Source organism: Novosphingobium sp. NDB2Meth1, from assembly GCF_900117425.1.
GTDB lineage: Bacteria > Pseudomonadota > Alphaproteobacteria > Sphingomonadales > Sphingomonadaceae > Novosphingobium.
This window is the reverse complement of record NZ_FPEH01000014.1, coordinates 206,870-226,638: the sequence shown is the minus strand read 5'-3', so window position 1 is coordinate 226,638 and position 19,769 is coordinate 206,870. Positions and strand designations below refer to the sequence as shown.

The window sequence follows — 19,769 nt, the reverse complement described above, 5'->3', positions numbered from 1 at the left end:
CGTCAGCCGTCTTCCTTGCCGGTGCATTCGCCATTGTGCTTGGCGCTGAGCTGCATTTCCATCGACATCGCCTTGCCTTCCGGCCCGGCGCCGTTGATCGACATTGTCATCTGGTAGGTATCGGGCGTGTAGCTGCCCTGCATCGTCATCGTCTGCGTGCCCTGCTCGGCGTTGCAGGTCATCTTCGCGTCGATCTTGCCGCCGCCCATGCTGAAGGTGTCGTACTTGCAGCGCTTGTCGGCCTGGCCGAAGAACTTGCCGTCGGGCTTCTCGGCCTCTTCCTTGGTCAGGCAGCTGGCGAAGGTACGGTCCTTGCCGAGGATCTTGGACATCATCGCCTTGGCCTCGGGCGGCAGGCCTTCCATCTCCATCTTGACGAACTTCATCGTCGAATCCCACCGCCCGGGATTGAACTTCAGCCCCGCGTCGGAAACCTTATTCGCGACATCGGAGACGCTTTCATTCTTGGCAGTCACCGATTTCTCGCTGCCGCATCCGGCCAGCGCCAGTGCAGTCGAGAGGGCGATCAGGGGCAGGATCGGCAGGCGCATCGGGCAGGTTCCTCTCGCTTGTATTGGAGGAAGGCTAACACTGCGCGCGGCGCATTCCAATGACGCGCATCACAAGCTCAGAAACCGTAGATCAGCGTCAGGCGGCTGGTCGTATCCGTCAGCGTCCGCGCGACACCGGAGCCGGCTTCGTGCTGGAGCATATAGGACAGGCGCGCCTTGAGCTTGCTGCTGAGGCGTGAATCCAGTGCGGCAAGCGTGTAGTACGTCCGGCGCACCGCATCGAAATAGGTGCTGACTTCCTGGCTGTAGCTCAGCGTCGGCGTGAGCCGCAGCTTGAGGTCGGCGAGCGCGGCGGCGGACAGCGTCTGCTCCTGCGGGCCATCGACCGGCTGCGTCAGGCGCATGGCTGGCCCCGCCTTGATGCTCAGCTTGCGGCCATCTGCGTCGAGCAGATTGTAGCCGAGCCCGGCGGAGAGGCTGTAGCGATCGGTGAAGCCCTGGAACCGGTCGCGCTCATACTGGCCGAGGCCGAAGACATAGCCATGCTCGTCGAACTTGTAGTTGGGCTCGACCGTCACGCGGATCTGGTTGCGCGTGACTTCGTTGAACGTCTTCTGGTAGTCGATCCGCCCCGAGGTCGCCACGCGCCAGCGCCCGCGTTCGGCGATCACCGTCAGCCGGCCGACAAAGCCCGAGCCCGGCGCGCTGCCGGTGCTGAGGAAGGCGCCCAGTTCGCCCTCGCCGCTCCACTTGACGGGCATTTCGAACGCGGCGGTCTGGAACGCCGCGGCGTCCTGCACCAGCGGGTCCAGCTTGACCCCGACTTGCGCGAGCGGGACCGGTTCGGCCAGCCACACCGCCCGATTGCGCCGGGCGACCCACTCCGCGATGGCCGCCTGCGCTTCGGGATGCGTCTGCTGCAGATACTGGACGAGCGAATCAAGCGCGCGCGGATCGTGCGAGGCTTCGACGGCGGTCAGCACCTCCACCATCGCGGGCGGCAGCGGCGCGGTATCTTGCGCTCTGGTGGGCGCCGCCGAAAACAGGCCCAGCAGGACAGCGGTCGCGGCGGTGCGTTGATAGACTTTCAGGGTCCCGATCCTTCGCAAGCCGCGCGCGGGCGGTGGACGTTCACGCTATCGCAGCGCGGCGATACAGGAAACGCACCTTCGTGCCTATCCATCGCCTGCGGCTTGCTTGTGCGCGGTTTGTTCCCCATATCTGGGCGATGGCCGAACTCGTGATCCGCAGAGGGCTGGAAGAGCCCGATACCTCCGCCAATTTCGTGCCGCACAAGCCCGCGCGGCCGGAGAAGTCGGAAGGCGGCAAGCCCTTCAAGGTGATCTCGGATTACCAGCCGGCAGGCGACCAGCCCACCGCGATCGCCGATCTCGTCGCCTCGGCACGGGACGGCGAGGCGACGCAGGTGCTGCTGGGCGTCACCGGTTCGGGCAAGACCTTCACGATGGCCAAGGTGATCGAGGAACTGCAGCGCCCCGCGCTGATCCTCGCGCCGAACAAGATCCTCGCCGCGCAGCTCTATGGCGAGATGAAGAGCTTCTTCCCGGAAAACGCGGTCGAGTACTTCGTCTCCTACTACGACTACTACCAGCCCGAGGCCTATGTGCCGCGGTCGGACACCTACATCGAGAAGGAAAGCTCGGTGAACGAGGCGATCGACCGGATGCGCCATTCGGCGACGCGCGCGCTGCTGGAGCGCGACGACGTCATCATCGTCGCCTCGGTCTCGTGCCTCTACGGCATCGGCTCGGTCGAGACCTATTCGGCGATGGTGTTCGACCTGAAGGTGGGCGAGAGCGTCGACAACCGCGAGATCATCCGCAAGCTGGTGGCGCTGCAATACAAGCGCAACGACGCGGCCTTCCAGCGCGGCAATTTCCGCGTGCGGGGGGACAATCTCGAAATCTACCCCTCGCACTACGAGGACATGGCCTGGCGTGTCTCGTTCTTCGGGGACGAGATCGAGGAGATCGTCGAGTTCGATCCGCTGACCGGCAAGGCGGGGACAAAGCTCTCCAAGGTGCGCGTCTACGCCAATTCGCACTACGTGACGCCCGGTCCCACGATGAAACAGGCGGCGGATGCGATCCGCTTCGAGCTGACCGAGCGGCTCAAGGAGCTGGAAGCGGAGGGCAAGCTGCTGGAAGCCCAGCGGCTGGAGCAGCGCACCAACTTCGATCTCGAGATGATCCACGCCACCGGCAGCTGCGCTGGCATCGAGAACTACTCGCGCTTCCTGACGGGGCGCCTGCCGGGCGAGCCGCCGCCGACGCTGTTCGAATACCTGCCGGACAACGCGCTGCTGTTCGTCGACGAGAGCCACCAGACCGTGCCGCAGATCGGCGCGATGAGCAAAGGCGACCATCGCCGCAAGATCACGCTGGCCGAATACGGCTTCCGACTGCCGAGCTGCATCGACAACCGGCCCTTGCGGTTCAACGAGTGGGACGCGATGCGGCCGCAGACCATTGCTGTCTCGGCAACCCCAGGCACGTGGGAAATGGAGCAATCGGGCGGCGTGTTTGCCGAGCAGGTGATCCGCCCGACCGGCCTGATCGACCCGCCGGTCGATATCCGCCCGGTCGAGGACCAGGTGCAGGACTGCATCAACGAATGCCGCAAGACCGCGCAGAACGGCTACCGCACGCTGGTGACGACGCTGACCAAGCGCATGGCCGAAGACCTCACCGAGTTCATGCACGAGGCGGGACTGAAGGTGCGCTACATGCACTCGGACGTCGAGACGCTGGAGCGCATCGAGCTGATCCGCGACCTCAGGCTGGGTGTCTATGACGTGCTCGTCGGCATCAACCTGCTGCGCGAGGGTCTCGACATCCCCGAGTGCGGGCTGGTGTGCATTCTGGACGCGGACAAGGAAGGCTTCCTGCGCAGCGAAACTTCGCTGATCCAGACGATCGGCCGCGCCGCGCGCAATGTCGATGGCCGGGTGATCCTCTATGCCGACCGCATGACCGGCAGCATGGAGCGCGCGATTGCCGAGACGGACCGGCGGCGCGAGAAGCAGCGCGCCTACAACGAACTCCATGGCATCACCCCAGAATCGATCAAGCGCGATATCCACGATATCGTGGCCGACACGGCGAGCCGTGACGGCGTGCTGGTGGAGATCGAAGCGGAAGGCGGGGCCAACAACCTCGTCGGCCACAACCTGCGCGCCTACATCGAAGAGCTCGAAAAGAAGATGCGCGCGGCGGCGGCGGATCTGGAGTTCGAGGAAGCCGGCCGCCTGCGCGACGAGATCCGGCGGCTGGAAGCGGACGAGCTTGGCCTGCCGGACGCCGAGAAGAAAGCGCCGCTGGTGGGGCGCAGCAACGAAGGCAAGCCGGGGACAAGGAAGACGCGGTTCGGGAAGACGCAGCGCAAGTGGGGGCGGTAGGGATGCGTCTGCTTGGGTTTTTCTAGAGCGGGTAGGACAAGCTGGTTCAGCGCGGTGCAGCTCGGAAAGTCTTCCGGTTTGCGCCGGTAAAAAGCTAACGGTGAGCCATGATCCGCACATTCGCCGAACCCGAGACCGAACGCATCTGGCAGGGGCAGCGCAGCCGCAAGCTGCCGCCAGATATCCAGCAGACTGCTCGGCGAAAGCTTCGCCAGATCAATCGAACCGCAAACCTCACCGATCTGCGCATCCCTCCCGGCAACCGCTTCGAGCAGTTGAAAGGCTTTACCCCTCCGCGATATAGTCTACGGATCAATGACCGGTGGCGGATCACGTTCACCTGGTCCGACGGAGGCGCGGACGATGTCCGGATCGAAGATTATCACCGGGGCTGACGACCTATTGGACAATGTCCATCCGGGCGACATCCTGCGCGAGGACTTCCTGATCGGCAGTGAAATTCCGGTCAGTGATGTGGCGCAGGGAACCGGCATCCCTGCCGAGCAGCTGGCCGCGATCTTGACCGCAAGCGCAGCAGTCACCGCCGCAGTCGACCTGCGTTTGGCCCGCTACTTCGGGGTGTCCGAAGGCTTTTTCCTCGGTTTGCAAATCGACTACGATCTTGAAGAAGAGCGCCGCCAGCACGGCGATGAGCTTGACAGGATTGCGCGTCGCGCAGCCTGACCGCGCGGCGGATAGTAAATGGGGAACCACCGCTATCACCTCAACGTGTTCTGGTATCCCGATGACGATTGCTGGATCGCCGACGTGCCTGATTTGCGTCCTTGTTCAGCCCATGGCGCGACACCTGCAGAGGCACTTGCCGAGGCAGAGGTGGCCATCGCGCTTTGGCTGGAAACCGCGCGCGAACGCAATTTCGTGATCCCCGAACCGCGCTATCGTTCGGCAATCTACGCGGCCGGTTGACGGCAACTGGCAGCAGCGCGCCTCTGCTCTGCTTGCAGATTTCGCCCAAATCTGCTAGCACTCTGACCGCAAAAGGATCAGCAGATGGCCACCGCAACCGCCCGCAATGTCGATGACAAGGATTATGCCGCGCTGGCCGAGATGGCGGCGGCGAACGGGCGTTCGATTTCCGAGGAGCTGCGCGCGCTGATTGCCGAGGCGGCGCGGAAGCGGCGGCTGGAGGAATTGATGGCCAAGATACGCGAGATTCGCGAACGGAATCCTCTCCGGCTTGTCCCGGGGGAGGACGCCGTGTCGCTGATCCGCGCAATCCGGGACGAGGAATGATCATTCTCGATGCCAGCGTCGCGGTCAAATGGTTCATCCGCGCAATCAGTTCAGACGAAGCCGACCGATTGCTCGGCAGCGCGGAGCCCCTCTTCGCGCCCGATCTCTTCGTGATCGAAGTGGCTGCGGCGTTGGTCCGCAAGGCGAACATGGACAAGTCCAATCGCAGTGCGAGTGAGGCGGGGCTCGCCAGTTTCGGAGAAATGCTCGCCCACGACGTGGTACGTATCGAAGCCACGAGGATGCCAGACATGATGGCCGCATCCCGGCTCGCGCTCGATCTCGGGCATCCCCTCAAGGATTGCATCTATCTTGCGCTCGCGATGAAAATGAGCTGCGAGCTTTTGACCTGTGATCTGCGTTTTGCCACCAAGGCGCGGGGGACATGGACGAAGATTCGGGTGCTTGAAGGATAACAATGTCAAAGTCGCGCACCGCGCCCCTAGGCCTGCTTCTTGCCCTTGCCGCTTGCTCGCAATCCGCCGCAACTCCAACTGGCGGGGATGGCCCGCTCAACGCCGTGCGTGTCGCGATGCCGGCGGACAGCGTCGCACAGATGCCGATACGGCCCAAGGATGCCAAGGGCGCGTGGGTCTCGGCGCCTGATGGCAGCGCGAAATTCGGCTATCCGGGGGAGGCCGCGTTGCTCGCCCTCGAGTGCCGGAACGGCGCGCTGGTGGTGACGCGCAATGTCGCCGCGCCGGTGGGGGCATCGGCGCTCTTCGCCTTGCAGGGGAGCGGCTATATCCTGCGCCTGCCGGTCGATGCGACCGCGCTGCCCGGCCAGAGCGGCTACGTCTGGCGCGGCGCCATTGCCGCCGACGATATGCGGCTGAAGCTGTTCAAGGCGAAGTTTGCCGGAACACTGCCCGGCGGCGGGCATATCGAAGTGCCTGCCAGCGACGTCCCCGGCGCGCTGATCAAACGCTGCGCAGAAAGCTAGAGCTTGCCGAACCTGGCCTCATAGGCCGCCGTATCGCCGCCCGCCAGCAGCCCCGCCTGTTCGATCCAGTTGTCGCGCGTCGCCCGGCCCGCGAAGGCGCCGAGCTGCGCGTCGATGCGGGCGACATCCTCCTCGGTCCACGCGGCGATTTGCGCATAGCGGGTCACGCCGAGCGCCCGGAGCGCCGTGCTGATCTTGGGGCCGAGGCCCTTGATGCGGGTCAGGTCATCGCCTTCATCAGATGATGGCGGCGGCGCTTCGGCCAAGACCGGCGGCGGGTCAATCGCGGCGGCGGGCGGTGCATCGATCAGCGCCGAGTTGCGCGCGGCGGGGGCGGCGCCTTCCGACAGCACATCGCGGTATTCGCGCTTTTGCGGCAGCGCCTTGCCGCGCCGGAGCAGGAACACCAGCGCCAGCACGAGCACAAGTGCAATCGCGCCGACCAGCACCGCGTTCGCCTGAATCCATTCCATCATCGTCAACCCTCAGCATCCGCCGGACACGCGCCTTTCCCACGCGCGCCGGGGAATGCCAAGAGGGGTGTTGTCAGGGACGGGCGAGCGATCCCGCCAGCGAAACCAGCTTCACGAATTCCGCGCGGGAGAAATCGCGCGGTTCTCCGGCCAGCGCGCTGACCTGCTGCCAGCCGTAGTTCGCCAGCATCGGATCGCCGCGCAGCTTCTGCCCATAGGCGGCGACCGCGACCGCAAAGGCCATGTCGCCCCTTGGCGAAGCGGCGCTGGCGATCAGGCTTTTCGGCACAGGTCGCTCGATCAGGCGCGAGCTCTTTTCGCCCGGGAGCTTGTAGCGCAGTTTCACGAAAGCGAGTTCGCTGCCTGCGGGCCCGGGCGTGGCGGGGGCTTCCTCGTAGCGGCGCGGGCCGATCCAGCCCCTGGCGCCGGCGGGCACGATCTCGTAGATCGCGGTGACCTGATGGCCCGCGCCGATCTCGCCCGCATCGACCTTGTCGTTGTTGAAGTCCTCCTCGCGCAGCGCCCGGTTCTCGTAGCCGACAAGGCGATACTGCGAGACGGCGGCGGGGTTGAACTCGACCTGGATCTTCACATCGCCCGCGATGGTGAAAAGGGTGGACGACATCTGCTCGGCCAGCACCTTGCGCGCTTCGAGGGCGCTATCGATGTAGGCGTAGTTGCCGTTCCCGTGGTCGGCGATCTGCTCCATCATCGCTTCGTTGTAGTTGCCTTCGCCGAAGCCCAGCGTGGTCAGCGTGATGCCGGTGTCGCGCTGCTTTTCGACCATTTCGAGCAGCGCCTTGGTATCCGAGACGCCCACGTTGAAATCGCCGTCGGTGGCCAGCAGGATGCGGTTCACCCCGTCCTTGATGAAGCTCTGCCGCGCGACTTCGTAGGCCAGCTGGAGCCCGGCCCCGCCTGCGGTCGAGCCGCCCGCCTGCAGCTGATCGAGCGCCGCGCGGATCAGGCCCTTGTCGTTGGTCGGCGGAAGGACCAGCCCCGCCGCGCCGGCATAGACCACGATCGAGACATGGTCCTGCGGCTTGAGCTCCTCAGCCAGTCCCATCAGTGCGGTCTTGACGAGGGGTAGCTTGTCGGGATCCTGCATCGAGCCCGAAACGTCGACGAGGAACACGAGGTTCGCCGGTGGTCGCTGACTGCGCGGCAAGTCATAGCCGCGCAGGCCGACGCGCAGCAGGCGGGTCTCGGCGTTCCACGGCGTCACCGCCATGTCGGTCGTGACGCTGAACGGCGCCTCGCGCCTTTCGGGCAGCGGATAGTCGTAGCGGAAGTAGTTGATGAGCTCTTCGGTGCGCACCGCGTCCCTCGGCGGCAACTGGCCCTGCGTGAGGAACCGCCGCGCATTGGCATAGGCGCCGGTATCGACGTCGATGGAGAAAGTGGAGACCGGCTCGGCGCGGGTGAGATGGACGGGGCTGACGTCCTTGCCGTCATAGCGTTCGCGGCCGGGATCGGTGGGCACGATGACGGAGGGCACCTGGATATAGCGCCCGTCGCTCACCGCCTTGTTCGCCAGCATCGGCGCGGCGGCGGGTGGAGGCGGTGGCGCAGGCGGCGCGTTGTAGACGATGCCGTCGGACGGCTGTTGCCGAGTCGCGGTGACGATGATGTCGGTGGCCGCTTCCGGTGCGGCCTCCCGTTTTGCCGCGCAGCCTGCCAGCAACGTGCCGCTCATCAGCGCGGCCACAAGCATCCTCTTTGCCATCGGGTCGGTCCTTCCCATCGAAGCGTTGGCGCCCCCGGTGGCAGGACACGGCTTTACCCGTGAATGGCGACTGAACGTGCCTCGCGCGCGGCGAAGCGAAAGTCAGAGTGTCTGCTTGCGGAACAGGATGCGGTCTTCCGGCCCGAACCCGCGCCGCCAGATCACTGCGCCGTAAACCCCGAGAATGGCGGGAATACCGAACGCCAGCTCGACCCATTCGGGGGTCAGTTTTGCCGCAAATCCGACGACGACAGCGGGCGCGGCGGCCCAGATCAGCGGCCAGCGCCAGTTGCTGATGCGTTCGTGCAGAATGCTGCCGAGCAGCCAGGCCTTGACCAGCGACGCACAGGCCAGCGCAATCGCCAGCGCCGCCGCCGCGCCGGCCGCCTGCATCAGCGGATCGAGCCCCGCGCGCCGTGCCGCCAGCATGAAGCCCACCGTGAGCGCGCCTTGCAGCGCGATGGTGCCGAGGCTGATCCAGAGGTTGCGGACGCGCGCGACGTAGATCAGCGCCGCCTCGCTCACCACGGCGGTCGCGGCGGCGACTTCGGCGGCGAGGAGGAGGGCGAGCGCGGCCGTCCCGGCGACGAAGTTCGGCCCGACCAGCCCCATCACCGCCGCGCCGGGAATGCCCAGTGCCAGCGCCACACCCGCTTGTGCCGCGATGATCCAGAAGCCCACCTGGCACACTTGCCGCGCGACGGCGGGGAAGTTTCCGCTCTGCAGATTGCGCGTGATGACAGGGCCGAGGATCGGCTCGAAACTGGTCTTGAGCTTCTGCGGCAAAGTCGCGACTTGCTGCGCGACGTAGTAGATGCCCACGACCGCCGGGGGGGCCTGGAACACGCCGAGCAGGAACAGGTCGAGCTTGCGCGTGCCCCATTCGACCGCGTCCGCCCCCGCCAGCGGCAGATTGCTCCCGGCGAGGCGCAGGAGGTCGATCGGACGCGGCGACCATTGGCGCGGCACGCCGTAGCTCCTGAGCAGTGGCACGAAGGCGGTCAAGGTCGCGGCGAAGATCGAGGCGACATAGGCGAGGATCAGCCCGCTTTCGCGCAGACCGATGACCCACATGCCGGCCAGCCAGACAAGACCAGCGACGATGGACAGCGTCCAGGGCTCCACCACCGAGCGTGCCCGAACGGTGGCGCCGACATCGAAGCGATAGGCGAGCGCCGCCAGCGCGATATCGCCGAGCGCGATGGGCAGGACGGTCAGCGGCAGCAGACGCTGCAGCGGGGTGAAGTGCCCGCTCGGGAACATAGGCGCGGGGAAGATGTAGAGCAGCGCGGCGAGCACGGCGGAGACGAAGCCCGAGAGGAGCAGCGCATCGGCCACCACTTCTGCCGCATCCCGGTCATCGCTGGCGAGTTGCTGGGCAAGACCGCGCTTCTGGCCCAAGGTGGCAAGCTGTGCGGCGAGCTCGACCGCGATAGTCGCCGAGGCGAAGCGGCCGAGATCCTCCGCGCCGTAGAGCCGCCCGGCGATGAACAGGAACGGGATGCGCGCGGCAAGCCGCAGCAGGAAGCCGAGGAAATTGGTGCGTCCGCCCTTGGCCAGCGCGGCGATATCCTGCTGTTCGGCGGACAGGGGGGCGGTCGCTTCAGCCAAGCGGCGCCTCCGCACGGAGCGGGCGGGCGAGCAGCTGCGCCACCAAGGCGCGCGGCGAGATCGTGCCGTCGAGCAGCGCGGCGACACCTGCGGCAATCGGCATCGCGATGCCGTGTTCATCCGCCACGCGCACCAGCACCGGCGCGGTGAAGGCGCCTTCCGCCACCGTGCTGCGTTCGGCCAGCAAGGCTGCCGCGCCGCCGGTCCGATCGCCCTGCTGGCCGAGCGCCATGCCGAGCGCGAAGTTGCGGCTTTCGGATGAGGAGCAGGTCAGAACGAGATCGCCGAGGCCAGATAGCCCGCTTAGCGTCTCGGCCTCGGCACCCATGGCAAGGCCGAGGCGCTGCATCTCGGCGAAACCCCGGCTGATCAGCGCGGCGCGGGCATTGGCGCCGAGGCCGAGCCCTTCGACCACGCCGCAGGCAATCGCGAGCACATTCTTGACTGCGCCGCCGATGGAGGCGCCGATGACGTCCGCCGAATAGTAGGGCCGGAAGGCGGGCCGCGCGATGACGGGCGAAAGCCGCGCCCACTGCGCTTCGCCGCCTGCGCAGGCAAGTGTGACGGCGGTGGGCAGCCCGTTCGCCACTTCATGCGCAAAGGTCGGGCCGGAAAGGACGGCCAGCGCCGCGCCGGGCGCAGCCGCGGCGGCGACCTCGCTCATCAGGCTGCCCGAGCCCTGCTCGATACCCTTGGCGCAGAGCACGACGTCGGAGCCCTGCGGCGCGAGTTGGCTCAGTACAGCGCCGAGATGCTGCGCCGGCGTTACCATCAGCAGCACCGGCAGCGCGGCGAGATCGGACAGCGCGCCGGTTGCGCGGATCGTGGGATGCAGCGCAGCGCCGGGCAGGAAGCGCGGGTTGCGGTGCCCGGCGTTCACCGCCTCCACCACATCGGCCTCGCGCGCCCAGAGCAGCACGTTGCGGCCATCACTCGCGAGCATCTGCGCGAGCGCGGTGCCCCACGCGCCGCCGCCAACGACTCCAACCGCCGCGCTCATGCCTTGACCCCCGCGCCGCGCACCGGCTCGGCATCGGGATCGAGCGGCCAACGCGGGCGGGCCACGGTATCGAGCGGATCGGTGAGGCCTGCGGCAAAGCGTTCGGCCCCGGCCCAGCCAATCATCGCGGCATTGTCGGTGCACAGCTTGGGCGGCGGCGCGACGAGCGGCAGGCCGGCTTCCTCGGCGAGGGCTATCAGCGCGCCGCGCAGGCTTGCGTTAGCCGCGACTCCGCCCGCGACCACCAGCGCGGTCACCGGACCAGCCGCCGCCATGGCCCGCCGCGTCCGGTCGATCACGCAATCGATCGCGGCTTGCTGGAAAGAGGCGGCGATGTCTTCCGGCTTGTGCAGCCCCACATCGCGCGCGCGCATCACCGCGCTCTTGAGACCAGCGAACGAGAAATGGGGCTCCGCGCTGCCCAGCAAGGGACGCGGCAGCGGGACCGCCTTGGCATCGCCCTCGCGCGCCAGTCGCTCGACGGCAGGACCGCCCGGAAAACCAAGGCCGAGGATCTTCGCCGTCTTGTCGAACGCCTCGCCCAAGGCATCGTCGATGGTGGTCGCGAGGCGGCGATACCGGCCAAGGCCGCGTACTTCGAGGATCTGGCAATGCCCGCCCGAGGCGAGCAGCAGCAGATAGGGAAATTCCAGCCCCGGCTCTGCCAGCCGGGCGGACAGCGCGTGGCCTTCAAGGTGGTTGACCGCGAGCAGGGGCTTGTCCGCGGCCATCGCCAGCGCCTTGGCGGTGACAAGGCCGACCATCACCCCACCGATCAGGCCCGGCCCGGCGGTGGCGGCAATCGCGTCCATCTGCTCCAGCGTGAGCCCTGCCTCCTCCAGCACCGCGCCGACCATCGGCGCGAGAGTTTCGGCATGGGCGCGCGCGGCGATTTCCGGGACAACGCCGCCATAGGGGCGGTGTTCCTCATCCTGCGAGGCGACGCGCTGCGCGACGATGCGCGCGGCGAGCGTCGTGCCCGCCCCGTCGATCACGGCGACGGCGGTTTCGTCGCAAGAGGATTCGATGCCGAGGATCAAGGCCATGGGACACTTTCCCTTAGAGACATTCCCGGTTACGGCAAGTGACGCATGACTACGCCCGTAACACCGTCCGCCGCCAACCCGCTCAAGCTGGGCACGCGCCGCTCCCCTCTCGCGGTCGCGCAGGCCGAGGAAACCCGACGCAGATTGTGCGCCGCGCATGGTTGGGACGCGAGTTTCGTCGAACTCGTGACCGTGGTGGCGAGCGGCGATCAGGTGCTCGACCGGCCGCTGGCGGAAATCGGCGGCAAGGCGCTGTGGACCAAGGAACTCGATGCCTGGCTCGCGGATGGCAGCATCGATTTCGCGGTCCACTCGATGAAGGATGTCGAGACCGAGCGGCCGGAGACGCTGGTGATTGCCGCTGTCCTCCCGCGTGAGGATGTGCGCGACGTGCTTGTCGGCGCGGAGAGCGTCGCGGCCATTCCCGCAGGCGCCCGCGTCGGCACCAGCGCCCCGCGCCGCGCGGCGCAGATGCTGCATGCAAGGCCCGATGTCACTGTCGTCGGCTTCCGCGGCAATGTCGCGACCCGGCTCGGCAAACTGGAGGCGGGCGAGGCGGATGTGACGCTGCTGGCCGCAGCTGGCCTCAACCGGCTGGGCGAGACAAGTGTGGGCAGCCCGCTCGACCCCGAAACCTGGCTTCCCGCGCCGGCGCAGGGTGCCATCGGGGTCGAATGCCTCGCCGCGCGCACCAACATTGTCGCGCTGCTGAGCGCCATCGACCACAAGCCGAGCCACGCCGCGATCGATGCCGAGCGCGGCCTGCTGCGCGGGCTGGGTGGCACCTGCCACAGCCCGATTGCGCTGCTGACCACGGCGGAGGGCGACACGCTGACCCTGCGCGCGGCGCTGTTCAGCCCCGATGGCGCGGAGCGTGTCGAAGCCAGCACCACCTTCCCGGCGAGCGATACCCAAGCCCCCGCCGCGCTGGCACACGCACTCCTGAGCAGCGCGCCCGAGGCGATCCGCCGCCACTTCACCGGCAGCTGAGGCCGCCGGGATGCGCCCGGTCATCGTCATCCGCCCGGAACCGGGAAACGCCGCGACGGTTGCCGCTGCACGCGAGCTGGGCCTTGAAGCACACGCCTTCCCGCTGTTCGATATGGCCCCAGCGCCGTGGACCGCGCCCGATCCTGCGCCTTACCGCGCCTTGCTGGCAGGCAGCGCGAATGTGTTCCGGCTTGGCGGTGAAGGGCTGGCGCGGCTGACGGGTTTGCCCGTCCATGCTGTCGGCCCGGTCACGGCCGAAGCGGCGGGTGCTGCAGGTTTTCGTGTGGAACGGATTGGCGAAGGTGGCCTGCAGCCGATGGTCTCGGCGCTGCCACCGGGGCGCTACCTGCGCCTTGCGGGCGAAAAGCGTGTGCCGCTCGCGATGCCGGACGGCGTGGAGGTGGATGACATCGTGGTCTACGCCGCCGCCGGTCTGCCGATGCCGCCCGCCCTCGCTGAAATGCTCCTGAAACCAGCGCTCGTGCTGCTCCACTCCGGCGAGGCCGCCGCCCATTTCGCCGCAGAATCGGCGCGCCTTGGCGTCGGGCGCGCGGGCGTCAGCCTCGCCTGCCTCGCATCGCGAATCGGGTTAATGGCGGGTGAAGGTTGGCAACATATTGAAATTGCACAGACACGCAGCGATCAAGCAGTGCTGGCACTCGCCGTTCAAATGTGCGACAAAGTGTCACCAGAAGGACACTGACAACAAAAAATGATCCTATGCAGGACATGACCTTTGGCTCGCCCCTCGCCATGCAGCGCTCCCGTTCGGGACGCGGGCGTGTGGTGCTCGTTGTCCTTTTCATGCTTGCGGTGCTGATGGCCGGCGCGTGGTACGGCTGGAAAACCGGCTGGCTGGAAGTGCACGTCTCGGGCCTGCCCGCGAGTCCGGTTCCCTCGCCCTCCGCCTCGATGTCGCAGGCTGCGGCGCAAACAACCGCCAATCTTGCCGCGACTGATGCCGCACTCACCGCCGCCGCTGCCAAGGTTTCCGCTCTCGAACAACGCCTTGCCGAGCTCAACCAGCAGGCGGTCGCCGCCGCCGGGCAGGCGAGCCAGGCCGAAGCGCTGCTCGTCGCCTTCGCCGCCCGCCGCGCCATCGAACGCGGCCAGCCGCTGGGATACCTCGAGGCCCAGCTGCGCGTGCGCTTCGGCAACACCCAGCAGGCTGCGGTAGACCGCGTGATTGCCGCCGCCCAGAAGCCCAATACGCTGGCGCTGCTGAATGAGACCTTCGAGAAATTGAGCCCCCAGCTGATCGGCGGCGCGGCCAGCGAAGGCACGTGGGAATGGATGACCCGGCAGATGAGCGAGCTTTTCGTCATCCGCCACGCCGACACCCCCTCCCCCACCGCCGAAAGCCGCGCTGCACGGGTGCGGGAAGCGCTGGCCGGGGGCCGCATCGACGTCGCCATCGCCGAAGTCGAACGCATGCCGGGCAAGGACGCCGCCACCGAATGGCTCGCCCGCGCCCGCGATTTCGTCGCCGCCGAACGCGCGCTGGATCAGCTGGAAACAGCCGCGCTCTCGTTCCCGCCGACGCCGCCGGTGGCCAAGCCTGCGGCGGCAGTTGCTACACCAGAAGCAGCACCCGAGCCGAGCGATCCCGCCGTCTAGGCCGGCTGCAGCAGGCTGGGCAGGGTTCCGCTCATGCCGCGCGCTTCGTCCATGAAGAAGCGTTTGAGCGCGGGCAGGCGCTGCACGCCCGCCATGCCTAGCCGCCGGATCGCCGAGGGAATGCGCCCCGGCACGCCGAACAGCCGCGTGAGCACGTCGGTCGCCGCCGAGACCATGAAAGTATCGGTAGCGCGCCAGCGCTCGTAGCGCGCGAGGACTTGCGCATCGCCCGGATCAAGGCCGAGACGCATGCCCTCGGTCAGCACTTCGACGAGCGCCGCGACATCACGCAGGCCCAGATTGAGGCCCTGTCCGGCAATCGGATGCATGCCGTGCGCGGCATCGCCCACCAGCGCGAGCCGGTCCGAAACCATCTTCGCGGTGTGATGGAAGTTCAGGGGCCAGGACGAACGTGGCCCCATCAGGCGGACAGTGCCGAGTACATCGCCCATCCGCTCCTGCACCGCGCTGCGGAAGGCGCCGTCGGGCAGCGCCATCGCGCCGGGGGCATCCTTCTCGCTGACCGTCCACACCAGCGCCGAGCGGTGGTTGCCGTCCGCATCATCGAGCAGCGGCAGCAGCGCGAAGGGGCCGGCGGGGTAGAAGATTTCCCACGCGACGTTGTTATGCGGCTTCGAATGCGCGAGGCCCACGATCATCGCGCGGTGGCCATAGCTCCAGCGCGCAGGGGTGAAGCCCGCCTCGTCACGCGTCGGCGAGGCGCGGCCCTCGGCGCCGACCATGAGGCGGCCCTTGATCACGCGGCCATCGGCCAGTGTGACGCTGACGCCATGCGCATCCCGCTCGCGCTCCGCCACGCGGGCATTGGGGAGGAAGGTGATGAGGTCCTCCTTGGCCGCCGCGTCATACATCGCGATGCGCAGATCGCGGTTGGCAAACATGCGGCCCAGGGAGCCGTCGCCCGGTTCCGGCTGGAAATCGATGCGGCCGGGCTTCATTCCGTCGGTCACCGCGATCGAGTCGATCGGGCAGCCCAGCGGTTCGAGCGCATCGGCAAGGCCGAGATGACTGTAGAGATTCCAGCTCGCGGTCGAAATCGCCGAGGCGCGGCCGTCGAAGCCATCGGCCGTCTGCGCGGACGGGTCAGAGCTGTCGATCACCACGCTGGGGATGCCGGCCTTGGCGAGGCCGATGGCGAGCGTCATGCCCACCAGCCCGCCGCCGATGATCACGATGTCCGAGGTCAGGTCTTCGCTCAAGGCTTTGCTCCGCAGGTATCGCCCGTGCCTGCATCGAGATCGAGGCAGCGCCCGTCAAATGCCCCTGCGGGCACGGGGAGACCGATCAGTGCCGCAAGCGTGGGGGCGATGTCCACCGTTTCGACGGGGCTCGGCTGCTCGAACCCGGTCATGCCCTTGCGCCAGAACAGGATCGGGACGCGGCGGTCGTAGTCCCAAGGCGAGCCGTGGGTGGCGACATAGCCGGGGCCCGGGGTCGGGATCGGCACCACACCGCGCTTCAGCATCAGCACGACATCGCCCGAAAGCGGCTTGTAGAACGAGGCCTTGGCGCGCGCGATCAGCGGCCATGTTTCCGGCGAGCCGCTGGGCGCGGGCGAGGCGGCGATCTCCTCGGCGGTGAAGGTGGCGGCGACGTCCGGATTGGCGAGGAGTTCGGCCTTCAGCGCTTCCAGCGCGCGGGCCTTGTCTGCCGGAGCAAGATCGCGGCGCAGCCAGAGATCGCCGGAAGCTCCATCGGAGAGGACAAGGCCCTTGGCATCGAGGCCCGTCTTTGCCGCCACGGCTGCGCTGAGCGCTTCGGGGAGGAGCGACTTGGACACGCGATGCGAGGCGGGGAGCGCCTGTTCTCCAAGACGTTCGGGCAAGTCGAACCCGCCGTGGTCGGCGGTCAGCACCACCGCATAATCGATGCCGCGCTGATCGAGCGCAATGAAGAAATCGCCCAGCGCGAGATCGAGCTGCTGCAGCTGGATGCACATCTCGCTGCCTTCGGTGCCATAGGCGTGGCCGACATAATCGGTGACCGAAAGGCTGATCGACAGAACGTCGGGAGTCGGCCCCTTGCCGAGCTTGTTCTCGTCTACGAGCTCGGTGGCAAGATCGACAGTCGCGCGGTCAAGCCGGGGCGAGGCGCGGAAAGCATTCTTGTCGCCCGGCGCCAGCGCGAAGCGGCCAGTGCCGACCGTCATGGTTCCGGCGGTCACCGCGCGGGACTTGGCGCTGCACCAGTCGGGCAGCGGGAGTTCCGGCGCGCCTTGGGCCAGCACATCGGCCAGCGCCTTGTTTTCATTGACCGCAGCGGGCGTCAGCGGCCGGCCATCGAGCGAGGTGAAGCCCGCGCCCTTCCACCAGTAGACGCTGTCGATCACGTGCCCGCCCATCATCAGCGCGGCGCGGTCCTTGCCCGAGACGGCGACGTTGCGGCTGGTGGGCCAGAGCGCCTTGACCCGCTCACCCAACGTGGGGACGAGGAGATGGCCGACCGAGGCGACATAGTCTTTGGGGTCTGCCGCCGCACGGCCCTCGTCCTCCGCGCAATAGACTGTCTTCTTGGCGCGGGCGACGGACTGGTCGATCCAGGTGTTGGCGATGATCCCGCTGCGCGCGGGGCGTACGCCGGTGAGGATCGTCGAGTGGCCGGGGCAGGTCTCGGTCGCGGCGTGGCTCTGGTAGCCCGCCGGGAACACCGCGCCGGTGGTGAGGCGGGCAAGGCCGCCGGTGAAGTGCGAGCGGTACTGCGCGAAGAGATCGGCGGAGAACTGGTCGATGGAAATTGCGACGATCAGCTTGGGCGCACTGGCGGCAGGTTGAACGGCGGGCGCCGGTGCGGGCTTGGCGGCAGGGCGGGCCGATCCCGCCTGTGGCAAGACCAATGCGGCAGCGAGCGCGGCCGCTCCCAGAGTGACGGACCGGAACGTGCGAAGCGCCATATTGGTAACCTTCCTCGGTACTTGGCCGAACCGGAGTCGCCTCCATCGCGCTCGGCCGCTGCGTGATGGCCCCGGCAGCAAGCGCGCGCAAGAGGCCTTGGATGGCCGCCTGCCCGCAGAGGCATGCGGGCGGGCAGGTGGCCAAAGCGTCTCCGGTGGGATAGACAGGGCATATGGCATTTCTGCGTAATCTCCTTGTCCTGCTGGCGGCTTGCTTGCTGGCACTCACCGGCTCCACCGCGTGGGCGCAGGGGCCGCATATCCGCGCCTCGCTGCTGGCCGAACGCCCCGCGAAGCCCGGCGAGACGATCAGCCTTGCGGTGCTGATGCAGCCGGACAAGGGCTGGCACGGCTATTGGTCCAATCCGGGTGATGCGGGCTTGCCGGTCACACTCGAATGGACGCTGCCTGTGGGCGCGGGCACCGGGCCGCTCGAGTTCCCGGTGCCGCAGACTCTGCTGGTGCAGGGCCTGATGAACCATGTCTACGAGCATGACTATGCGGTGCTCGTGCCGTTTACTGTGCCCAAGGATGCAGAGCCGGGCACCACCCTTCCCGTCAGCGCCAAGGCCAACTGGCTTGCCTGCACCGAGGCGATCTGCGTGCCCGAAAGCGCCACGCTGCAAGGAACGGTGACGGTGGGCAAAGGCCCGGCGGACGCGCGTTTCGATGGCTGGCGCGCCGCGCTGCCTGCGCCACTTGATCGGCAAGGAACGTTCGCCGCTTCCGCCTCAGGCTGGCGCATTGCGGTGCCCTTCCCGGCGGGCGCGGCGATTGGCGATCCGCACTTCTTCATCGCGGGCGAGGGCATCGCGGACTACGCCAAACCGCAGGGGTTCAGCCGGGTGGGCGATACGCTGGTGATCGAACTGGCCCGGGCCGGCTTCCCGTCGCCGGAAGCCCCGCAGTCGATCAATGGTGTGCTCTCGCTGGGCATGAGTGCGAAGGGTGAGTCGCTGGGGGGTATTGCCTTCACTGCGACGCCGGGTGCGGTGCCGACGGGTGGTTCGCCGATCGGCAAGGGGAGCGCGCCTGCGCCGTTTTCGGCGACTACGCTGATTCTCGCGATCCTCGGCGCACTGGTCGGCGGGTTGATCCTCAATGTGATGCCCTGCGTGTTCCCGATCCTCAGCCTGAAGGCACTCGCGCTGGCGCGCGCAGGCAGCCACAATGCGCATGTCGAGGGCGTGGCCTATACTGCGGGCGTTATGCTGGCGTGCATGGGCCTCGGCGCGGCGATGCTGGCGCTGCGGGCGGCGGGTACGCAAGTGGGCTGGGCGTTCCAGTTGCAGGATCCCGGCGTGGTGGCGCTGCTGCTGCTGCTGGCGGTGGCGATCACGGCGAACTTTGCGGGGCTTTACGAGCTGCCGGGACTCTCGCTCGAAAGCGGTTCAGGTACGGCGAAAGGCGGCTGGCTGGGCGCGTTCGGCACCGGACTGCTGGCGGCCTTTGTGGCGACGCCCTGCACCGGGCCGTTCATGGCGGCAGCGGTGGGCGCGGCGCTGATCCTGCCGGCGTGGGCGGCGATGGCGGTGTTCGCCGCATTGGGCTTCGGCCTCGCGCTGCCGTTCCTGCTGCTGGGCTTCGTGCCCGCGCTGCGCCGTCTGCTGCCGAAGCCCGGCGCATGGATGGAGCGCTTCCGCCGCGCGATGGCCGTGCCGATGGGGCTGACGGTGCTGGCGCTGTGCTGGCTGGCATGGCGGCTCGGCGGCCCGGTCTATGCGGCTGGAGCAATTGCGCTTGGCGTTCTGGTTGTCGCGCTGCTGGTGATGATCGGGCGGACGCAGCGGCGGGGGCTTTCAACGGCAAAGTTTGCGCTTCCCGGCGGGATCGTGCTGGCAGTGCTGGCACTCGCCGTCACGCCGAGGCTCGCCGCCGCTGGCCCCGGCACGGTCGAGGCGGGCCTGCTCGATGCCAAGCCTTTCAGCGAGGCCGCGCTGGCCGAGGCGCGGGCGCAGGGCAAGCCGGTGTTTGCCTATTTCACCGCCGACTGGTGCTTGTCCTGCAAGGTCAACGAAGCCGCCGCCATCGAGCGCGAGACGACCCGCGATGCTTTCAAGAAGGCAGGCGTGGTGGTGCTGGTGGGCGACTGGACGCGGCGCGATCCCAAGATCACGAGCTTCCTTGCGGCGCAGGGCGCGGCAGGCGTGCCGCTATACCTGTGGTATCCGGCCAAGGCTGCCGAGCCGCAGAAGCTGCCGCAGGTGCTGAGCGCGGATTTCATGGCCGGGCTGCCGGGGGGCTAGTTTCTCCATCGCCCCCAACCGC

The 19,769-nt window shown here is 67.6% G+C and carries 20 protein-coding genes; 11 read left to right on the top strand and 9 right to left on the bottom strand.

Annotated elements, in window-relative coordinates; translation table 11 throughout:
- Window positions 1-2: 2 nt before the first annotated feature.
- Together NDB2M1_RS08100 and NDB2M1_RS08095 are read right to left on the bottom strand one after the other, a co-directional pair.
- On the bottom strand, window positions 3-551 hold the full coding sequence (locus NDB2M1_RS08100) for a DUF3617 domain-containing protein (RefSeq protein ID WP_072381213.1): 549 nt from the start codon (window positions 549-551) through the stop codon (window positions 3-5).
- Window positions 552-628: 77 nt separating this feature from the next.
- Complete coding sequence (locus NDB2M1_RS08095; RefSeq protein WP_253185816.1) at window positions 629-1,621, bottom strand: DUF481 domain-containing protein; 993 nt, start codon at window positions 1,619-1,621, stop codon at window positions 629-631.
- A 119-nt stretch (window positions 1,622-1,740) separates the two neighbouring features.
- Here NDB2M1_RS08095 and uvrB point away from each other — a divergent pair, with 119 nt between their 5' ends.
- The 7 genes from uvrB to NDB2M1_RS08060 all read left to right on the top strand — a co-directional run bounded on the left by uvrB (window position 1,741) and on the right by NDB2M1_RS08060 (window position 6,127).
- Window positions 1,741-3,930 (top strand): excinuclease ABC subunit UvrB, encoded by a 2,190-nt coding sequence (gene uvrB / locus NDB2M1_RS08090; RefSeq protein WP_072381211.1) that lies wholly within the window; start codon window positions 1,741-1,743, stop codon window positions 3,928-3,930.
- A gap of 107 nt (window positions 3,931-4,037) precedes the next feature.
- Window positions 4,038-4,325 (top strand): type II toxin-antitoxin system RelE/ParE family toxin, encoded by a 288-nt coding sequence (locus tag NDB2M1_RS08085; protein WP_072381209.1) that lies wholly within the window; start codon window positions 4,038-4,040, stop codon window positions 4,323-4,325.
- Window positions 4,294-4,614 carry a HigA family addiction module antitoxin gene (locus NDB2M1_RS08080; RefSeq protein WP_072381208.1) on the top strand — a complete coding sequence of 107 codons (321 nt, stop codon included), beginning with the start codon at window positions 4,294-4,296 and terminating at the stop codon, window positions 4,612-4,614. Before NDB2M1_RS08085 ends, NDB2M1_RS08080 begins: the two co-directional genes overlap by 32 nt.
- A gap of 18 nt (window positions 4,615-4,632) precedes the next feature.
- On the top strand, window positions 4,633-4,857 hold the full coding sequence (locus NDB2M1_RS08075; RefSeq protein WP_072381206.1) for a type II toxin-antitoxin system HicB family antitoxin: 225 nt from the start codon (window positions 4,633-4,635) through the stop codon (window positions 4,855-4,857).
- Between the two features lie 84 nt (window positions 4,858-4,941).
- Window positions 4,942-5,184 (top strand): FitA-like ribbon-helix-helix domain-containing protein, encoded by a 243-nt coding sequence (locus tag NDB2M1_RS08070; protein WP_072381204.1) that lies wholly within the window; start codon window positions 4,942-4,944, stop codon window positions 5,182-5,184.
- Window positions 5,181-5,600: a type II toxin-antitoxin system VapC family toxin gene (locus NDB2M1_RS08065; RefSeq protein ID WP_072381202.1), complete on the top strand. Its 420-nt coding sequence runs from the start codon at window positions 5,181-5,183 to the stop codon at window positions 5,598-5,600. Before NDB2M1_RS08070 ends, NDB2M1_RS08065 begins: the two co-directional genes overlap by 4 nt.
- A 2-nt stretch (window positions 5,601-5,602) precedes the next feature.
- Window positions 5,603-6,127, top strand: coding sequence for a hypothetical protein (locus NDB2M1_RS08060; RefSeq protein WP_072381200.1), 525 nt, complete (start codon window positions 5,603-5,605; stop codon window positions 6,125-6,127).
- On the opposite strand, the gene NDB2M1_RS08055 is transcribed toward NDB2M1_RS08060, so the two are convergent.
- The 5 genes from NDB2M1_RS08055 to tsaD all read right to left on the bottom strand — a co-directional run bounded on the left by NDB2M1_RS08055 (window position 6,124) and on the right by tsaD (window position 11,983).
- A complete protein-coding gene (locus tag NDB2M1_RS08055; protein WP_072381198.1) occupies window positions 6,124-6,603 on the bottom strand; it encodes a hypothetical protein in 480 nt (159 codons plus the stop codon). The genes NDB2M1_RS08060 and NDB2M1_RS08055 overlap by 4 nt on opposite strands.
- A 70-nt stretch (window positions 6,604-6,673) precedes the next feature.
- Complete coding sequence (locus tag NDB2M1_RS08050; RefSeq protein ID WP_072381196.1) at window positions 6,674-8,326, bottom strand: vWA domain-containing protein; 1,653 nt, start codon at window positions 8,324-8,326, stop codon at window positions 6,674-6,676.
- A gap of 102 nt (window positions 8,327-8,428) precedes the next feature.
- Complete coding sequence (locus NDB2M1_RS08045; protein WP_072381710.1) at window positions 8,429-9,937, bottom strand: lipopolysaccharide biosynthesis protein; 1,509 nt, start codon at window positions 9,935-9,937, stop codon at window positions 8,429-8,431.
- Window positions 9,930-10,937, bottom strand: coding sequence for an NAD(P)H-dependent glycerol-3-phosphate dehydrogenase (locus NDB2M1_RS08040; protein WP_072381194.1), 1,008 nt, complete (start codon window positions 10,935-10,937; stop codon window positions 9,930-9,932). The genes NDB2M1_RS08045 and NDB2M1_RS08040 overlap by 8 nt, the downstream gene beginning before the upstream one ends.
- Entirely contained in the window at window positions 10,934-11,983 is a 1,050-nt protein-coding gene (gene tsaD, locus NDB2M1_RS08035; RefSeq protein ID WP_072381192.1) for a tRNA (adenosine(37)-N6)-threonylcarbamoyltransferase complex transferase subunit TsaD, read from the bottom strand. The genes NDB2M1_RS08040 and tsaD overlap by 4 nt, the downstream gene beginning before the upstream one ends.
- Window positions 11,984-12,028: 45 nt before the next feature.
- On the opposite strand from tsaD, the gene hemC reads away from it, so the two are divergent.
- Genes hemC through NDB2M1_RS08020 form a run of 3 tightly spaced genes read left to right on the top strand, consistent with a single transcriptional unit; the run spans window position 12,029 to window position 14,590 of the window.
- Window positions 12,029-12,973 carry a hydroxymethylbilane synthase gene (gene hemC / locus NDB2M1_RS08030; protein WP_072381190.1) on the top strand — a complete coding sequence of 315 codons (945 nt, stop codon included), beginning with the start codon at window positions 12,029-12,031 and terminating at the stop codon, window positions 12,971-12,973.
- Window positions 12,974-12,983: 10 nt separating this feature from the next.
- Entirely contained in the window at window positions 12,984-13,676 is a 693-nt protein-coding gene (locus NDB2M1_RS08025) for a uroporphyrinogen-III synthase (RefSeq protein ID WP_072381188.1), read from the top strand.
- Window positions 13,677-13,702: 26 nt separating this feature from the next.
- Window positions 13,703-14,590, top strand: coding sequence for a hypothetical protein (locus tag NDB2M1_RS08020; RefSeq protein ID WP_143146677.1), 888 nt, complete (start codon window positions 13,703-13,705; stop codon window positions 14,588-14,590).
- On the opposite strand, the gene NDB2M1_RS08015 is transcribed toward NDB2M1_RS08020, so the two are convergent.
- Window positions 14,587-15,810 carry a UbiH/UbiF/VisC/COQ6 family ubiquinone biosynthesis hydroxylase gene (locus tag NDB2M1_RS08015; RefSeq protein WP_072381184.1) on the bottom strand — a complete coding sequence of 408 codons (1,224 nt, stop codon included), beginning with the start codon at window positions 15,808-15,810 and terminating at the stop codon, window positions 14,587-14,589. The two genes, NDB2M1_RS08020 and NDB2M1_RS08015, sit on opposite strands and share 4 nt — an antisense overlap.
- Window positions 15,807-17,501, bottom strand: a complete 1,695-nt coding sequence (locus NDB2M1_RS08010) for an alkaline phosphatase family protein (RefSeq protein WP_072381181.1) — start codon at window positions 17,499-17,501, stop codon at window positions 15,807-15,809. The genes NDB2M1_RS08015 and NDB2M1_RS08010 overlap by 4 nt, the downstream gene beginning before the upstream one ends.
- 173 nt (window positions 17,502-17,674) lie before the next feature.
- On the opposite strand from NDB2M1_RS08010, the gene NDB2M1_RS08005 reads away from it, so the two are divergent.
- A complete protein-coding gene (locus tag NDB2M1_RS08005) occupies window positions 17,675-19,747 on the top strand; it encodes a protein-disulfide reductase DsbD family protein (protein ID WP_072381179.1) in 2,073 nt (690 codons plus the stop codon).
- Window positions 19,748-19,769 lie beyond the last annotated feature (22 nt).

Excerpts from the sequence above, each read along its gene's own strand:
- NDB2M1_RS08100 (WP_072381213.1), bottom strand. The coding sequence starts at position 551 with ATGCGCCTGCCGATCCTGCCCCTGATCGCCCTCTCGACTGCACTGGCG.
- uvrB (WP_072381211.1), top strand. The coding sequence starts at position 1,741 with ATGGCCGAACTCGTGATCCGCAGAGGGCTGGAAGAGCCCGATACCTCC.
- NDB2M1_RS08085 (WP_072381209.1), top strand. The coding sequence starts at position 4,038 with ATGATCCGCACATTCGCCGAACCCGAGACCGAACGCATCTGGCAGGGG.
- NDB2M1_RS08080 (WP_072381208.1), top strand. The coding sequence starts at position 4,294 with ATGTCCGGATCGAAGATTATCACCGGGGCTGACGACCTATTGGACAAT.
- NDB2M1_RS08075 (WP_072381206.1), top strand. The coding sequence starts at position 4,633 with ATGGGGAACCACCGCTATCACCTCAACGTGTTCTGGTATCCCGATGAC.
- NDB2M1_RS08070 (WP_072381204.1), top strand. The coding sequence starts at position 4,942 with ATGGCCACCGCAACCGCCCGCAATGTCGATGACAAGGATTATGCCGCG.
- NDB2M1_RS08065 (WP_072381202.1), top strand. The coding sequence starts at position 5,181 with ATGATCATTCTCGATGCCAGCGTCGCGGTCAAATGGTTCATCCGCGCA.
- NDB2M1_RS08060 (WP_072381200.1), top strand. The coding sequence starts at position 5,603 with ATGTCAAAGTCGCGCACCGCGCCCCTAGGCCTGCTTCTTGCCCTTGCC.
- NDB2M1_RS08055 (WP_072381198.1), bottom strand. The coding sequence starts at position 6,603 with ATGATGGAATGGATTCAGGCGAACGCGGTGCTGGTCGGCGCGATTGCA.
- NDB2M1_RS08050 (WP_072381196.1), bottom strand. The coding sequence starts at position 8,326 with ATGGCAAAGAGGATGCTTGTGGCCGCGCTGATGAGCGGCACGTTGCTG.
- NDB2M1_RS08040 (WP_072381194.1), bottom strand. The coding sequence starts at position 10,937 with ATGAGCGCGGCGGTTGGAGTCGTTGGCGGCGGCGCGTGGGGCACCGCG.
- tsaD (WP_072381192.1), bottom strand. The coding sequence starts at position 11,983 with ATGGCCTTGATCCTCGGCATCGAATCCTCTTGCGACGAAACCGCCGTC.
- hemC (WP_072381190.1), top strand. The coding sequence starts at position 12,029 with ATGACTACGCCCGTAACACCGTCCGCCGCCAACCCGCTCAAGCTGGGC.
- NDB2M1_RS08025 (WP_072381188.1), top strand. The coding sequence starts at position 12,984 with ATGCGCCCGGTCATCGTCATCCGCCCGGAACCGGGAAACGCCGCGACG.
- NDB2M1_RS08020 (WP_143146677.1), top strand. The coding sequence starts at position 13,703 with ATGACCTTTGGCTCGCCCCTCGCCATGCAGCGCTCCCGTTCGGGACGC.
- NDB2M1_RS08010 (WP_072381181.1), bottom strand. The coding sequence starts at position 17,501 with ATGGCGCTTCGCACGTTCCGGTCCGTCACTCTGGGAGCGGCCGCGCTC.
- NDB2M1_RS08005 (WP_072381179.1), top strand. The coding sequence starts at position 17,675 with ATGGCATTTCTGCGTAATCTCCTTGTCCTGCTGGCGGCTTGCTTGCTG.